Source organism: Azospirillum sp. Marseille-Q6669 (assembly GCF_965111635.1).
The window spans coordinates 2,319,497-2,335,476 of the sequence record NZ_CBCOOP010000001.1; the positions used below are offsets into that span (position 1 = coordinate 2,319,497).

The window sequence follows — 15,980 nt, forward strand, 5'->3', positions numbered from 1 at the left end:
CGACAACCAGACCTCAGCGGCGTTGCGCCAGCGTGAAGGAGGTGGTGCGCGGCGCCAGCATTGTGTAGCGGCCCTTGGCCTTCATCACGCCGGCGCCCTCGGCGGCCTCCGCCCCATGACCCCAGAACAGGTCGCCGCGCACCGCCCCCTTGATGGCACCACCGGTGTCCTGGGCGACGACGATGCGCTTGATCTCGCCCTGCGGCACCGGGGCCTCGCGCACGTCCAGCCACAGCGGCACGCCCAGCGGGACGTAGCCGGGGTCCACGGCGAGGCTGCGGCCCGCCGTCAGTTCCATGTTGCGCGCGCCGCGGGCGCCGACATCCTGGCGGAGCTGGAAGAAGACGTAGGATGGGTTCATGTTCATCACCCGCCGGGCCTCGCCGGGATGCTCGGTCAGCCAGCGGCGGATCAGCGGCATGGTCACCTGCTCCGGCGTGGCGTAGCCGATGTCGATCAGGTGCCGCCCGATAGGGACGTAGCGGTGGCCGTTCTGCCCGCCGTAGCCCAGAGCCACCACCGATCCGTCGGTCATCCGCACCCGGCCCGACCCCTGGATTTCCAGGAAGAAGGCGTCGATGGGGTCGTCCACCCACAGGATCTCCAGCCCCTTGCCCTTCAGCGCGCCGTCGGTGATGCGGGCGCGGCTGGGCAGGCCACGCTTGGTCCGCTTGGGCGCCTTGTAGAGGGGAACGTTGTAGCGCTCGGTCCGGGTCCAGCTGCCGCGCAGCTCGACCTCGTAATAGCCCGTGAACAGCCCCTCCTGCCCCTCGGACAGGCCGACGGGGGTGAAGTGATCCTCGAAGAAGCGGCGGGCGGTTTCCGGCTGGGCGTCGGGCAGGTCGCGCAACGCCTCGCAGATCGGGCGCCAGTCCGAGGTGGTGCCGGCGGCGGGGTTGGGACCGAGCGGCTTGCCGGCGGGCTGAGCCGCCACCCAGCGGCAGGTGCGTTGAAGGGCCGGCAATGCCTGCGCGTGGTCGTCGTCGATCCAGCCCGGCAGGCCGCGGAAGTCCGCGGAGACCTTCTCCATCCCCGGCCGCCAGGACGCCGCGGTGACGCCGCCGCCCGGTCCCGAACCGGTCGCCGCGTCGCCGGCACAGCCCGCCAGCAGGCCGAACGCAAGAAGGGTGGAGACGCGCGCCACCGCACGCGCCATGACACTGCCGACCGCAGCCGCCATCGCGGACCCCGCACCAAGATTCAATGAAGACGATAAAGACGAGGGATGGCTGGACTTGCCGCGGCCAAGATGGCTCGAACAAGAACAACTACCCCTTTTTTGCCTCATTCGCAGGATTGCGGTCAACCGCTCTTCGCGCGGATGGTTTCAAGCCGGTCGTCTTGTCACAGGGCGTGCGCCTGGATCGGCGACTCGAAAGGCTGCCGCGCGTGCGCGGGGGATGACAAGCGCACCCCGCTCGGGTTATCGAGCAGGGAATCTATCCGAGGACCATCCCATGACCCCCGCCGCCCGCCTTCAGGCGGTCATCGACCTGCTGACCGAGATCGACGAAACCCCGCGCCCCGCCGACGCGGTGATGAGCGCTTATTTCCGCGCCCGCCGCTACATCGGGTCGAAAGACCGCACCGCGGTGGCGCAGACGGCCTACGCGATCCTGCGGCGGCACGCCCGGCTGTGCTGGTGGCTGGAGCGTCAGGGCCATCCGCCGACCCCGCGCGCCCGTGCGCTCGCCAACGAGATCCTGGCCGAGGGCAAGGCCGCGGCGACGGTCAAGGCGCTGTTCGGCGCCACCAAATTCGCCCCGGACCCGCTGGCACCGGAGGAGGCGAAGCTCGCCAACGAGCTGGACACTCACACGCTGGAGCATCCGCAGATGCCGGAAAGCGTGGCCGTGGAGTGCCCGCCCTGGGCCGAGGAGCCGATGCGCGCCGCCATGGGCGACCGGTTCGCGGTGGAGATGCGGACTTTGCTGGACTCCGCGCCGCTCGACCTGCGCATCAACCCGGTGAAGGCCAACCGCGAGAGCGCGATCAAGGCGCTGGCCCGCGCCCACATCACCGCGGAGCCGACGCAGTGGTCGCCGCTGGGCCTGCGCGTCCAGGGCCGTCCGCCGCTGGGCACCGTGGACGCCTTCAAGGATGGTCTGGTCGAGATCCAGGACGAGGGATCGCAGCTCGTGGCGATCGCGGTGGCGCCGAAACCGGGGCAGCAGGTGGTCGATTTCTGCGCCGGGGCCGGCGGCAAGACGCTGGCCATCGCCGCGCTGATGAAGAACAAGGGCCGCGTCGTCGCCTGCGACGTGCTGGCCGGGCGCCTGAAGCGCGCCGCCGAGCGGTTCCGCCGCGCCGGGCTGCACAACATCGAGGCGCACCCGCTGTCCAGCGAGCGCGATCCCTGGGTGAAGCGGCACAAGCGCAAGTTCGACCGCGTGCTGGTTGACGCACCGTGCAGCGGCACCGGCACCTGGCGCCGCAACCCCGACAGCCGCTGGCGCCAGCTCGGGCCCGGCTTGGCGGAGCTGGTGCCGCTCCAGGCGAACATCCTGGACAGCGCGGCCCGGCTGGTGAAGCCCGGCGGGCGGCTGATCTACGCCACCTGCTCCCTGCTGCCGGAGGAGAACGAGAAACAGGTGGCCTCCTTCCTGGAGACCCACCCCGACTTCACCGTGCTGCCGGTCGCCGATGTCTGGGCGGAGGAAGAGGCAGGCACCCCGCCCGCCGAGGGGCCGTACCTGCGCCTGACCCCGGCCCGCCACGACACCGACGGCTTCTTCGCCGCCGTGATGGTGCGCAAGGCGGAAGAGGAGCCGGCGGAAGCGGCAGACGAGGAAAAGGCAGACGAGGAAAAGCCCGAGTGACAGGACACCACGAGGCGCCGGCCATGATGTGGTACGGCGCCCGTGTGCCTATCGGTAATTGAAGGCGCCCTTGTCGATCAGGCGACGAACGGCGTCGCCGAATGCGGCGAACGGACTCAGACTGATGCCAAGGTCGGCGATCTTCTTTAACGCATCGTCGCCGCCATCCTCAATGGCAAGGAAATAGGCGTTGGCCTGAGCATCCCGGCCGGTCGCCGGGGAGGGCGATGCCGAAGGTTTGTCGACGCGAATCAGGGAGTTGTCCGGCTGTGTCTGGGGAGCGGCTCGACGCTGGCCGCGTTGAAGGAGGGGCGTTCCGCCGAGTGCGCGGCTGGCGGCTTCCGAATCGAGATCAACGGCGGCAACATCAACCCCGGACTGTGCGAAACCAATACGTTTCAGGCGTGTCGTCAAAGCTTTTGCCACATCGTCGCCGGTCAGGGTGCCGGCGCGCACGGCGTCATCCAGTTTCCGGCGGTCCTCGTCGCCCAGCGCCTCGTTGAACATGGTGAGGGCGTTGCCCTTCAGGGCGGTTGCCAGAGCGCTGAGATCCACGCTGTCGCTGGCTCCGCCCTTCCGGACGGTCGTCGTGGCGACGGAAGGTGTCGAAGTATTCGTTGAGCGCGACTCTGAGCCAGTTCGGAAATATGCGGAAACATCGGCGGGCGATGTGACGTTTGTCGGAGCCATTGCAAAACTCCATTGATCGATGGTCGAGGCCATCTTGGCAGGAAATAGATACTCTTGATTTGTTGACCTGATAATTTGAGCGGAGATTGATAGCGGAATATTAAAGTTAGAATCCTAAGTATTTGTGTGACAATGGACCATGCGAATACTGGAGTATACGGTGGCTGGCGGCCATACTCACGCTGGAAGGTGACAGTTGGTGCCCCGCTAAGGATTTGGCGAAACCAACATGGTGGGGGAGATTGGCGGCGGGCCGAAAAGGCGACGGATTCACGCCGGCCCGAGAAAGGACGAGCGCCGCCGCTCATGCAGTGACACACGGACCGGCCTGCTGATTTCGTGCGGGTCCTAACGCGAGGTTTGCGGTTAGGGTGCGACCTTTCCCCGCATGTTGGAGCGCAATGATGTGGAACACGTCCCGCTGGCGGAGCGCCGCCCTGTCCGCCCTTTTTCTGTTGGGGCTGGGCACCTCCGCCGAAGCGGCTGAGCCGGTCAAGGTCAAGGTGTTTGTCGGCGCCATGTTCGAGATCGGCAAGAACACCGGCGACCGCGCCGGCGAGTTCCAGAACTGGTACGAGCGCTACTGGCAGTCCGCCGAGCCGATCACCGTGAAGGGCGCGTTGAACCCCGTCTACTGCAACGCCGACGGCGTCTGCGGCGCGGTTCTCGGCATGGGCAAGGTCAGCTCCTCCGCATCCATGCAGGCCATCCTGCTGAACCCGCAGCTCGACCTGTCGCAGGCCTATTTCATCATCTCCGGCGTGGCCGGCACTCCGCCGTCGCGCGGCACAATCGCCGAGGTTAACTGGGCGACGTGGCTGGTGGATTACGATCTGGGCCACCGCTGGGCGCCGGAGGAGGGCAAACCGGGTGAGCCGACCTTCATGCCGCGCAAGGGCTACGAGTCCGTCCGCCTGTTCCAGCTGAACCCGACTCTGGTATCCTGGGCGATGAAGCTGACCGGCGACACGCCGCTGAAGGACTCCGACAGCGCCCGCGCCTACCGCCAGCGCTACCCGCAGGACGCCGCCCGGCGCGCGCCCTTCGTCGGCACCGGCACGCACATGACCGGCGACACCTTCTTCCACGGCCCCGGCATGTCCGAGCAGGCGCAGTACATCGCCAAGCTCTACGGCGCCGACGATTACGTCATCACCGAGATGGAGGCCGCGGCGATCACTCTGGTCATCAAGCGCACCCTCGGCTCGGACCGGGTGATGAGCCTGCGTGGCGCGGTCAACTTCGACCAGGGCAACCCCAAGGAGACCACGCTGGAGCATCTCGACCCGAAGCCGGGCGAGACCGCCGGCGGGTTTGCCGAGACGGTGGGGAACGTGGCGCTGGTCGGCTCGCGCATGACCGACCACATCGTTTCCCACTGGGACCAGTGGCAGGCGGGGGTTCCGGCCCTTCCGGCCCAGTAACCCGAAGGCCGGTGGCGCGGCGGCCTTCCACCGTCGCCCCGTCCCGGCCCTTTTGGCTGACTGGACATCCTCCGGCCCGGCTCCCAGTTTCCATTGGGGTGGGCAACGGGTCCGGAGATGTCCCATGGATGAAGCGCTGGTGATTCGCGACGCGCGCCCGTCGGACGCGGTGGGCATCGCCAAGGTCCATGTCGCCACGTGGCAATCCACCTATCCGGGCCTCGTCCCCGATGCCTATCTCGTCAACCTGTCGGAAGCCGCCGCGGCGATGCGCTGGCACAACGCCGTCCAGGCGCACGGGCCGGGGCAGGGCGCCCTGGTCGTGGTGGACGGTGCGGACTCGGTGGTGGGATTCGCCACCTACGGCGGGCGCCGCATTCCCGTGGAAGGGTACGAGGGGGAATTCTACGCCCTCTATCTGCTGGACGAGGCTCAGGGGCAGGGGTTGGGCCGCCGCCTGATGGCGACCATGGCGGAGCGTCTCCAGGAGGGCGGCAAGCGCACCGCCGTGGTCTGGTGCCTGCGCGATAACCCGGCCCGCTGGTTCTACGAGCGGCTGGGCGGTGTGCGGGTGGCGGAACGGCCCATCCGCTTCGCCGGGGCGGAGCTGGTGGAGATCGCCTATGGCTGGCGCGACCTCGCCCCGCTTGCACGCTTGTCCGCGGGGCCTGAAATGCGGTAGTCAGGGGCTTGTCCCCCCGCATCAGGTTGTCGTCCATGTCCGCCGAGCGCGTTCTCATCCTCGATTTCGGGTCGCAGGTGACCCAGCTCATCGCCCGCCGCGTCCGTGAAGCCGGCGTCTATTGCGAAATCCATCCGTTCAGCATGAGCGAGGAGCGGATTCGCGACTACGCGCCGAAGGCGATCATCCTGTCGGGCAGCCCGGCCTCCGTTACCGAAGAGAACGGTCCGCGCGCGCCGGAGGTGGTCTTCACGCTGGGCGTTCCGGTCCTGGGCATCTGCTACGGCCAACAGACGATGTGCCACCAGCTCGGCGGCGCCGTGTCGGGCTCCGATCACCGCGAGTTCGGGCGCGCCTTCATCGAGGTGAAGCAGACCTGCGCGCTGTTCGACGGCCTCTGGGATGTGGGTTCGCGCGAGCAGGTGTGGATGAGCCACGGCGACCGCGTCACCGCCCTGCCGGACGGCTTCCAGGCCGTGGCGGTCAGCGACGGTGCGCCCTTCGCCGCCATCGCCGACGACGCCCGCCAGTTCTACGGCGTGCAGTTCCACCCGGAGGTCGTGCACACCCCGCACGGCGCGCAGCTCCTGGCGAACTTCGTGCACCGCGTCGCCGGGCTGAAGGGCGACTGGACCATGGCCGCCTTCAAGCAGCAGGCCATCGAGAAGATCCGCGCCCAGGTCGGCACAGGCAAGGTGATCTGCGGCCTGTCGGGCGGCGTCGATTCCTCGGTGGCCGCCGTGCTGATCCACGAGGCCATCGGCGACCAGCTCACCTGCATCTTCGTCGACACCGGCCTGATGCGCGCCGGCGAGGCGGAGGAGGTGGTGACGCTGTTCCGCGACCACTACAACATCCCGCTGGTCCACCGGAGCGCGTCCGATCTGTTCCTGGGCAAGCTGGCCGGCGTCACCGACCCGGAGCAGAAGCGCAAGATCATCGGCGGCCTGTTCATCGAGGTGTTCGACGAAGAGAGCGCCAAGGTTGGCGGCGCGCAGTTCCTGGCCCAGGGCACGCTGTACCCCGACGTGATCGAGAGCGTGTCCTTCACCGGCGGCCCGTCGGTCACCATCAAGTCGCACCACAACGTCGGCGGCCTGCCGGAGCGCATGAAGCTGAAGCTGGTCGAGCCGCTGCGCGAGCTGTTCAAGGACGAGGTCCGCGCGCTCGGCCGCGAACTCGGCCTGCCGGCGGCCTTCATCGGTCGCCATCCCTTCCCCGGCCCGGGCCTCGCCATCCGCGTTCCTGGCGAAATCACTCCGGAGAAGCTGGACATCCTGCGCAAGGCCGACACGGTCTATTTGGAGGAGATCCGCAACGCCGGCCTCTACGACGCGATCTGGCAGGCCTTCGCGGTGCTGCTGCCGGTGCGCACCGTGGGCGTGATGGGCGACGGGCGGACCTACGACCATGTGCTGGCCCTGCGCGCGGTGACCTCCACCGACGGCATGACCGCCGACTGGTACCCGTTCCCGCACGACTTCCTGGCCCGCGTGTCGAACCGCATCGTCAACGAGGTGCGTGGCGTGAACCGGGTGGTCTACGACATCACGTCGAAGCCACCCGGCACGATCGAGTGGGAATGATCCGCGGCGGTTGCCGTCGATAAGGATTGAACACGGAAGGCCGTCAGGAGCAGCGAAGCTCCTGGCGGCTTTTTTTATGCGCAATCGGCGCCTGGAATGGTCCGGTGGAAGGCGGTTCGCGCGCCCTTGTGAGAGCGATGCCGTGACAAACTCCGGCGACAAAAAACAATATAAATATGTAATTTCAGGCTTTATAAATCTATTTATCTAGTAGATTTTATTTGACAGGACGACGCTGGATTGGTGTGATCGAGGCACAAATCAACCTTGGTAACGCCATCTCGGGAGGCTTCGATGACAGCGGGTGTGAAACGGGTCGGGTCCACCGCAAGACGGGCTTTTCTCGGCATAACCCTGGCGGCGGGCGTGGCCCTCCTTGCCTCCGGTGGCGCGCGGGCCGAGGCGACGGACCTGACCATCGCCATCCAGTACGGGCTGGGCTACCTGCCGCTGATGATCGCCAAGAATCAGGGGCTGATCGAAAAACACGCCGAGGAGCAGGGGATCGGGCCGCTCAAGGTCAACTGGATGGTGTTGAACGGCGGGGTCGCCGCCAACGACGCGCTGCTGAGCGGCAACGCCCATATCGTCTCCGCCGGCATCGCGCCGCTGCTGACCGTCTGGGACAAGACGCGCGGCGGTATCGGCGTGAAGGCCATCTCGGGGCTGGACTCCTCGGCCTACTGGCTCAACAGCAACAACCCGAACGTCCGCAGCATCCGCAACCTGACCGACAAGGACCGCATCGCGGTGCCGGCGGTGAAGGTCTCCATCAATTCGGTCATTCTCCAGATCGCCGCGGAGAAGGAGTTCGGGCCGGGTCACCAGTATGACTTCGAGCCGCTGACCACGACGCTGAGCCCGCCGGACGCCACCGCGGCGCTGGTTTCCGGCAAGACGGAAATCACCGGCCACATCACCACCCCGACCTACGGGTCGCAGCAACTCGCTTACCCGAACGTCCACCGCATCCTGAACTCGCGCGACGTGATCGGCGAAGCGACGCTGGTGCTGTCCTACGCCACGCAGAAATTCTACGACGAGAACCCGAAGCTCACCGCCGCCGTGGTGAAGGCGCTGGGTGACGGCTTCGCCCTGATCAAGCACGACAAGGCCGAGGCTGCCCGCATCTATCTGGCGGAGGAGCGCAGCAAGCTGACCCAGGACGAGGTGGTGGCGCTGCTCGACAACCCGGACATCAGCTATTCCCAGGTTCCGCACAACACCGGCGTGATCGCCGATTTCATGCACCGCGTCGGTTCGATCAAGACCAGGCCGACCTCATGGAAGGACTATACCTTCCCGATCCTGCATGGCGAAGCAGGGAGCTGATCTGACGCCGGTCTTTCACTTGCCGATCGCTCACCGTTTTCCCGTTCACCGTTTTCCCGTCATTCCTTACTTGATAATGGAGACATTCCGATGAGCCTTCCCAACGCGTTTGACATCAAGCCCATCAACGGCAACATCGGCGCCGAACTGCGCGGCGTCACCCTGTCCGGCGATCTGCACCCGGCGGTGCTGAAGGCGATCCAGGACGTCGTCCACGAGTACAAGGTGATCTTCGTCCGCGACCAGCACCACATTGACGATGCCCAGCAGGAGGCGTTTGGGCGGCTGTGGGGCAGCCTGGTCGGCCATCCGACTGTCCCGTCGCTCGGCGGGACCGAAGGCATCCTGGACGTGGACGGCTCTCGCGGGGAGCGCGCCAGTTCCTGGCACGCCGACATCACCTTCCTCGGCGATTATCCCAGCATCACCATCCTGCGCCCGCATGAACTGCCGGACCGCGGCGGCGACACGCTGTGGGGCAACACGGTGGCGGCCTACGCCGAACTGCCGGAGCCGCTGCGTGAGTTGGCCGACAAGCTGCGGGCGATCCACACCAACCAGTACGATTACGTGGGCGACCGCGGAAACGTCCGCGAGGACGGGCTGAAGCGCTTCAACGAGGTCTTCACCTCCACCGTCTACGAGACGGAGCATCCGCTGGTCTCCGTGCATCCGGTCACCGGTGAGCGCACGCTGCTGGTCGGGCATTTCCTGCAACGGCTGGTCGGCTTCGGCACCTCCGATTCCAACCGGCTGATCGGTATCTTCACGGACCACGCCACCCGTCCGGAAAACACGGTGCGCTGGCACTGGTCGCCGGGCGACGTGGCGATCTGGGACAACCGCGCCACCATCCACCGCGCCGTCGACGATTACGGCGACCGTCCCCGCGTCGTCCGCCGCACGACGGTGGCCGGCGATGTGGTGGTCGGCGTCGATGGCCGTCCCAGCGTGACCCGCGTGCTTGGCCGCAAGCCAAGCCTCGCCGCCTGACGTCCTCCGGATGCGGCGCGGGGGTCCACGTCCCTCGTGCCGGTCCGAAGCGTCGCGGAGCCGGCAGGCTGGCGTGCCGGCTCCGCGATCTTCTTTTGTGCATAAATAACATATTGCATCTGTATTTAAATGCGATTTTCCCTGTTGAATCATTCGTTGAATCATGATGTCATTTTCCTACTAGAGATTAGGTAAAATTTATCGGAGGTTCGTATGGTCAACCCTGGACGTGTCATCCGCCACGCGCTCTGCGCCTTGGCCGGGCTGGGGCTTGCCGCCGCAGCGCTGGCCGGTCCGGCGGCGGCGGAAGGCCGGATACGGATCGCCGAACAGTATGGGCTGGGCTATCTGCCGCTGCATGTGCTGCGCCATCAGAAGCTGATCGAAAAGCACGGCAAGGAGCTGGGTCTCGACATCAATGTGGAGTGGGTGCAGCTCTCCGGCGGGGCCGCGATGAACGACGCGCTGCTGTCGGATTCCATCGATCTGGGGTCGGCGGGCGTCGGGCCGCTGCTGACCATCTGGGACCGCACCAAGGGCAACGCCAACGTCAAGGCCATCGCCGCCCTGAACAGCATGCCGCTGTTCCTGACCACCACCAACCAGACCGTCAAGACGCTCAAGGACTTCACCGACAAGGACAAGATCGCCCTGCCGGCGGTGAAGGTCGGCGTCCAGGCCCGCGTCCTCCAGATGGCCGTGGAGAAGGAGTTCGGAGAAGGCAAGTTCGACGCGCTCGACAAGCTGACCGTCTCGCTGCCGCACCCCGACGCCACCGCCGCCCTGCTGTCCGGCTCGTCGGAGATCACCGGCCACATCTCCGGCCCGCCGTTCCAGTACCAGCAGCTCCGCGACCCGAAGATCCACAAGGTCTTCAGCTCCTACGACGTGCTGGGCGGGCCGCACACCTTCAACCTGATCTGGGCGAAGGAAGCCTTCCGCGCCAAGAATCCCAAGACCTATCAGGCCTTCCTCGGCGCGCTGAAGGAGGCGATGGACGTCATCAACGCCGACCATTCCGCGGCGGCGGACATCTATCTGGCGCAAAACCGGGGCGACCTCGACAAGGCCTTCGTCGTCAGCATCCTCGACGACCCGGACAACCAGTTCACCGTCTCCCCCGCCCGCGTCGGGGCTTTCGCCGACTTCATGCACAAGGTCGGCGCCATGAAGAACAAGCCGGCCTCTTGGAAGGACCTGTTCTTCGAAGACCTGCACGGCGAAACCGGGAGCTGAGCCGATGAACGCCTTCACCTATCCCGCCAGCGTGGACACCGACAGCGTGGGCAACGCCGGCGTGTCCGAACGCCCGCTGCTGGACGTGTCCGGTGTGACGCTCCAGTACAAGACGCGCCGCCATCTGGTGACCGCGACCTACCGCGTCGATTTCCAGGTGTTCCAGGCGGAACGCTATGTCCTGCTGGGGCCGTCCGGTTGTGGCAAGTCCTCGCTGCTGAAGGCGGTGGGCGGCTTCCTGGCGCCGGTGGAGGGGGCCATTCGTCTGAACGGGCGCGCGGTGACCGGGCCGGGGCCGGACCGCATGATGGTGTTCCAGGAGTTCGATCAGCTTCCGCCCTGGAAGACGGTGAAGCAGAACGTCATGTTCCCGCTGCTCGCCAGCGGCAAGGCGTCGCGCCGGGAGGCCGAGGAGAAGGCGCTGGACTGCATCGCACGGGTGAACCTGTCCAAGTTCGCCGACGTGCATCCGCACATGCTGTCGGGCGGGATGAAACAGCGCGTCGCCATCGCCCGCGCCATGGCGATGGAGCCGGACATCCTGCTGATGGACGAGCCCTTCGCGGCGCTGGACGCGCTGACCCGCCGCAAGATGCAGGAGGAACTGCTCCAGCTCTGGGACGATCTGCGCTTCACCGTGCTGTTCGTCACCCATTCCATCGAGGAGGCGCTGGTCGTCGGCTCGCGCATCCTGGTGCTGTCGCCGCATCCCGGGCAGGTGAAGGCGGAGCTGAACTGCGACGGCTACGATCACTTCGCGGTCGGCAGCCCGGCGTTCCAGGACACCGCCCAGCGCATCCACACCATGCTGTTCGCCGACGAGGTGGAAACGGTGAAGGGGCTGCCGTCATGACCGGCCTGTCCCTGGCGCCGCAAGGCCGCCGTGTGCCGCCCGTCCGCCCGGAGTATGAACGGACGGTCGCCACCACTGGCCCGATCGGCGACGTGGCCCGCCCGTTGTCCCTGTGGGAGCGGATCGGCAACATCACCGCGCTCCGCCGCTTCGCCGTTCTGGCCGCGGTGGCGCTGCTCTGGCAGATCGCCGCGACGTGGCAGAACAACCCGCTGATGTTTCCCACCTTCACCGCCACCGTCGCGGCGCTGTGGGAGGCGATCTGGCGGGAGAACCTGCTGTCGATGGCCTGGGTGTCGCTGTCGGTTCTTCTGAAGGGCTACGCCATCGCCGTGGTGCTGGCCATTCTGCTGACCAGCTTCGCGGTGTCCACGCGCATCGGCAACGACGTGCTGTCCACGCTGACCTCCATGTTCAACCCCTTGCCGGCCATCGCGCTGCTGCCCATCGCCATGCTGTGGTTCGGGCTGGGGGCGGTCAGCCTGACCTTCGTTCTGGTCCACGCCGTTCTGTGGCCTCTGGCGCTGAACACGCACGCCGGCTTCACCTCGGTGTCGGAAACGCTGCGCATGGCCGGACGGAATTACGGGCTGAGCGGCATCCGCTACGTCGTCACCATGCTGATTCCGGCGGCCTTTCCGGCCATCCTGACCGGGCTGAAGGTCGGCTGGGCCTTCGCCTGGCGCACGCTGATCGCGGCGGAGTTGGTGTTCGGCGTCTCGTCGGGCAAGGGCGGGCTGGGCTGGTTCATCTTCCAGAACCGCAACGAGCTGTACATCGACAAGGTGTTCGCCGGCCTCGTCACCGTCATCCTGATCGGCCTCGTCGTCGAGAACGTCGTCTTCCGCTGGATCGAGACCCACACCGTCCGCAAGTGGGGAATGGTCCGATAAGCCCTCGCTCCTCTGGGAAGAGGGGATTGACGTGAGCCTTCAGCAAGGAAATCCATCCGTGCCTTTCGACAGCAACCTGACCACCGAGCGCCCGACCTTCGTCACGCATCTGGAATGCGCCTACACCGGCGAGCGGTACGAGGCCGACACCGTCCACAACCTGTCCAAGGCCGGAAAGCCGCTGCTCGTCCGCTACGACCTGGAGGGGGTGCGCGGCGCGCTGACCAAGGACGCGTTGGCCGAACGCCCGCAGGATTTGTGGCGCTATCGCGAACTGCTGCCGGTGCGCCGGGTGCAGGACATCGTCAGCCTGGGCGAGGCGGTGACCCCGCTGGTCGCGCTGCCCAAGCTCGCCGCCAAGCTGGGCGCTGCCGAGCTGCTGGTGAAGGACGAAGGGCGGCTGCCCACCGGCTCCTTCAAGGCGCGCGGGCTGGTCATGGCGGTGTCCATGGCGAAGGCTTTCGGAATCAAGCACATGGCCATGCCGACCAACGGCAACGCCGGCGCGGCGCTGGCCGCTTACGCGACGCGGGCGGGCATCAAGACGACGATCTTCTGCCCAGAGGACACACCGGAGGTCAACGTCTCGGAGATCGAACTCCAGGGCGCCACGGTCTACCGCGTCAACGGACTGATCGACGACTGCGGCAAGATCGTCGGGGAGGGCAAGGCCAAGGCCGGCTGGTTCGACGTCTCCACCCTGAAGGAGCCCTACCGGATCGAAGGCAAGAAGACCATGGGGCTGGAACTGGCCGAGCAGCTCGGCTGGGAGGTGCCGGACGTCATCTTCTACCCGACCGGCGGCGGCACCGGGCTGATTGGCATGTGGAAGGCCTTCGCCGAGCTGGAGGCCATCGGCTTCATCGGGTCCAAGCGCCCGCGCATGGTCGCGGTGCAGGCCGCCGGCTGCGCCCCGATGGTCCGCGCCTACGAGGCCGGGGAGGAGCACGCCCCGCGCTGGCCGGACGCGCACACCATCGCGTCCGGCATCCGCGTGCCGCAGGCGGTCGGCGACTTTCTGATTCTGCGCGCCGTGCGGGAGAGCGGCGGCTTCGCCGTCGCCGTGCCGGACGAGGCCATCCAGGCGGCCCTTGACGAGGCGGCGCGGGAGGAGGGATTCCTGCTGTGCCCGGAGGGCGCCGCCACCTACGCCGCCTACAAGCAGGCGCTGGCCGATGGGCGGGTGGGCCGCGACGAGCGCGCCGTGCTGTTCAACTGCGCGACCGGGCTGAAGTACCCGCTGCCGCCCGTCCACCGGACGCTCGACCGCCACCAGCCCATCGACTATTCGGTGTTCTGAGGATGGGCGGACCCTACGCCGCGGACCGTCTGGTGGCCCTTCTGGATGCCATCCTGCAACGGTCCGGCAGCAGCCCGGAGGAGGCGGCCATCGTCGCCGCCAACCTCGTGGACTCCGACGCCACCGGTCACGCCAGCCACGGCGTGTGCCAGATCGCCGTTTACGCGAAGAGCCTGGGGCTGGGCCACCTGCAACCCAACCGGCACGCCCGCGTCGTCCGCGACGAGGCGCCGTTCCTGGTGGTGGACGGGGAGGTCGGCTATGGGCAGGTGATCGCGCGGGAGGCGACGGACCTCGCCATCGCGCGGGCCAAGGCCGGTGGGGCCTGCGTGCTCGCCCTGCGCAACGCCCACCACATCGGGCGGGTCGGCTCCTACGGTGAGCAGTGCATCGCGGCCGGCTTGATCGGCGTCTTCTTCGTCAACGTGGTCAGCCGGCCTCTGGCCGCACCCCATGGCGGCGGGCGGCCGCGGCTGGGCACCAACCCGATCTGCATCGCCGTTCCCGCCACGCCGGGCCATTCACCCTTCCTGCTGGATTTCGCGACCAGCGCGGTGGCGGCCAACAAATGCCGTGTCGCTGCGGCCTCCGGGAAGGAGGTCGCCGACGGCCTGCTGATCGACGAACGGGGCGCGCCGACGCGCGACCCCGGCGTGATGTTCCGCGATCCGACCGGCGCCATCCTGCCCTTTGGCGGGCATAAGGGTTACGGGCTGGCGCTCGCCTGCGAGATCCTCGCCGGGGCCTTGGCCGGCGGGCTGCCGGCCCTGCCGGAGAACCTGCGTCCGGGCCGGGTGGTGAACAACGCGCTGGCGTTCCTGATCGATCCGGCGCGGGTGTCCGACGCGGGGAACGGCGGCTGGCAGGCGCTGACCGACGCGGTGCTGGACCACATCCAAGGCACCCCGCCGGTGCCCGGCGGTGACGGCGTGCTGGTGCCCGGCGAGCCGGAGCGGCGGAGCCGGGCGCTGGCCGCGGAGCGCGGCATCACGCTCGACCCCGACACCGTGCGCGCCCTGCACGGCATAGGGGGCGCGCTCGGCATCGACGTTCCGGCCTTCCTGGGGGCCTGATCGGGAGGGATCAGGGCAGGATGCGGTTGCGCAGAACCCCGTCCTCCAGGAACAGGCGGGCGGTCTCGGCGGCGTTGCGGCGCATCTCGATCGCCGCCTCGTCGGAATGGAAGGCGTTGTGAGGCGTGACCACGAGCCGGCCCTCCAGCCAGGAGTCCCGGTGGCGCCACGCGTCCAGCAGCGGGTGAGGGGCGGGCGGTTCGGTCGGCAGCACGTCGGTCCCCACCGCGGCGACCTGGCCGCTGCGCAGCGCCGCCTCCAGCGGGTCCAGCCCGGCGAACATCTCGCCGCGCGCCGTGTTCACCAGCAGGGCGCCGGGCTTCAGCTTCGCCAGGAAGTCCGCGTCGATCAGGCCGCGGGTCTCCGGCGTCAGCGGGCAGTGGAAGGTCACGATGTCGGATTCGGCCAGCAACTCGTCGAGCCGGCGGACGCGGCGGTAGCCGACCGCCTTCTCGTGCCCGGCCGGCTGCTGCGGATCGTAGCCGAGGATGCGGTAGCCGAAGGGCTTCAGCCGGTTCACCACCGCCGTGCCGATCCGCCCCACGCCAACGACGCCGACCGTCGCCGCGCTGGACCGCCGCAGCGGGGTTAGGGTGTTGGCCTGCCACGTCGTGCTGTAGCCGCGGGCGCGGGCGTCATGCTCCCACAGGCGGCGCTGCAGGGAGAGCAGCAGGGAGACGGCGTGGTCGGCCACCTCCTCCGTCCCATAGTCCGGGTTGTTGCAGAAGGGAATGCCCGCGGCCTCCAGCGCCGCCACGTCGACCTTGTCGTAGCCGACACCGAACCGCACGACGACGCGGCAGCGCGGCAGCTTCGCCACCGTCGCCGGGCCGATCCGGGTGCTCCACACCAGCAGCGCGTCCAGCCGGGCCAGACGCTCCGGGTCCAGATCCTCCTCGCGGCGGGTGTCGAGGAAATCCACCTCGGCACAGCCGTCGAGAACCGCCGCCTCCAGGTCCGGCGGAGGGATCATGTGGTCGGTGATTCCGACGACGAAGGGTGCACGCTTGCCCAGGGTCATTCTGCGGTCCGGGTCCTGTTGGTCAAGGGGAATCAACAAATTTTACGAGTTGTTTTCGATGTGCGGCATATGAAAGCA

14 protein-coding genes are annotated in these 15,980 nt (G+C 67.6%); 11 read left to right on the top strand and 3 right to left on the bottom strand.

The window, feature by feature from the left end:
• Positions 1-13 precede the first annotated feature (13 nt).
• Positions 14-1,180, bottom strand: a complete 1,167-nt coding sequence (mltA, locus tag ACWPXE_RS10315) for a murein transglycosylase A (RefSeq protein ID WP_454017741.1) — start codon at positions 1,178-1,180, stop codon at positions 14-16.
• 277 nt (positions 1,181-1,457) lie between these two features.
• On the opposite strand from mltA, the gene ACWPXE_RS10320 reads away from it, so the two are divergent.
• The gene (locus ACWPXE_RS10320) at positions 1,458-2,819 is read left to right on the top strand and encodes an RsmB/NOP family class I SAM-dependent RNA methyltransferase (RefSeq protein WP_454017742.1); all 1,362 of its coding nucleotides are present in this window, start codon (positions 1,458-1,460) and stop codon (positions 2,817-2,819) included.
• Between the two features lie 48 nt (positions 2,820-2,867).
• On the opposite strand, the gene ACWPXE_RS10325 is transcribed toward ACWPXE_RS10320, so the two are convergent.
• The gene (locus ACWPXE_RS10325; RefSeq protein ID WP_454017743.1) at positions 2,868-3,374 is read right to left on the bottom strand and encodes a hypothetical protein; all 507 of its coding nucleotides are present in this window, start codon (positions 3,372-3,374) and stop codon (positions 2,868-2,870) included.
• Positions 3,375-3,913: 539 nt separating this feature from the next.
• Between ACWPXE_RS10325 and ACWPXE_RS10330 the strand changes: the two genes are divergently transcribed.
• The 10 genes from ACWPXE_RS10330 to ACWPXE_RS10375 all read left to right on the top strand — a co-directional run bounded on the left by ACWPXE_RS10330 (position 3,914) and on the right by ACWPXE_RS10375 (position 14,881).
• On the top strand, positions 3,914-4,933 hold the full coding sequence (locus tag ACWPXE_RS10330; protein ID WP_454017744.1) for a purine-nucleoside phosphorylase: 1,020 nt from the start codon (positions 3,914-3,916) through the stop codon (positions 4,931-4,933).
• Positions 4,934-5,057: 124 nt separating this feature from the next.
• Positions 5,058-5,615: an N-acetyltransferase family protein gene (locus ACWPXE_RS10335; RefSeq protein WP_454017745.1), complete on the top strand. Its 558-nt coding sequence runs from the start codon at positions 5,058-5,060 to the stop codon at positions 5,613-5,615.
• Positions 5,616-5,650: 35 nt separating this feature from the next.
• Positions 5,651-7,201 carry a glutamine-hydrolyzing GMP synthase gene (gene guaA, locus ACWPXE_RS10340; RefSeq protein WP_454017746.1) on the top strand — a complete coding sequence of 517 codons (1,551 nt, stop codon included), beginning with the start codon at positions 5,651-5,653 and terminating at the stop codon, positions 7,199-7,201.
• Positions 7,202-7,567: 366 nt separating this feature from the next.
• Positions 7,568-8,533, top strand: a complete 966-nt coding sequence (locus tag ACWPXE_RS10345; protein ID WP_454017747.1) for an ABC transporter substrate-binding protein — start codon at positions 7,568-7,570, stop codon at positions 8,531-8,533.
• A 90-nt stretch (positions 8,534-8,623) separates the two neighbouring features.
• Positions 8,624-9,526, top strand: a complete 903-nt coding sequence (locus tag ACWPXE_RS10350; protein ID WP_454017748.1) for a TauD/TfdA dioxygenase family protein — start codon at positions 8,624-8,626, stop codon at positions 9,524-9,526.
• Between the two features lie 213 nt (positions 9,527-9,739).
• A complete protein-coding gene (locus tag ACWPXE_RS10355) occupies positions 9,740-10,762 on the top strand; it encodes an ABC transporter substrate-binding protein (RefSeq protein WP_454017749.1) in 1,023 nt (340 codons plus the stop codon).
• Positions 10,763-10,766: 4 nt separating this feature from the next.
• The gene (locus ACWPXE_RS10360) at positions 10,767-11,615 is read left to right on the top strand and encodes an ABC transporter ATP-binding protein (protein ID WP_454017750.1); all 849 of its coding nucleotides are present in this window, start codon (positions 10,767-10,769) and stop codon (positions 11,613-11,615) included.
• Entirely contained in the window at positions 11,612-12,508 is an 897-nt protein-coding gene (locus tag ACWPXE_RS10365; protein WP_454017751.1) for an ABC transporter permease, read from the top strand. The genes ACWPXE_RS10360 and ACWPXE_RS10365 overlap by 4 nt, the downstream gene beginning before the upstream one ends.
• Positions 12,509-12,566: 58 nt before the next feature.
• Entirely contained in the window at positions 12,567-13,808 is a 1,242-nt protein-coding gene (locus ACWPXE_RS10370) for a threonine synthase (RefSeq protein WP_454017752.1), read from the top strand.
• A gap of 2 nt (positions 13,809-13,810) precedes the next feature.
• The gene (locus ACWPXE_RS10375; protein ID WP_454017753.1) at positions 13,811-14,881 is read left to right on the top strand and encodes a malate/lactate/ureidoglycolate dehydrogenase; all 1,071 of its coding nucleotides are present in this window, start codon (positions 13,811-13,813) and stop codon (positions 14,879-14,881) included.
• A 10-nt stretch (positions 14,882-14,891) separates the two neighbouring features.
• Here ACWPXE_RS10375 and ACWPXE_RS10380 read toward each other — a convergent pair whose 3' ends face one another.
• Positions 14,892-15,902 (bottom strand): C-terminal binding protein, encoded by a 1,011-nt coding sequence (locus tag ACWPXE_RS10380; RefSeq protein ID WP_454017754.1) that lies wholly within the window; start codon positions 15,900-15,902, stop codon positions 14,892-14,894.
• Positions 15,903-15,980 lie beyond the last annotated feature (78 nt).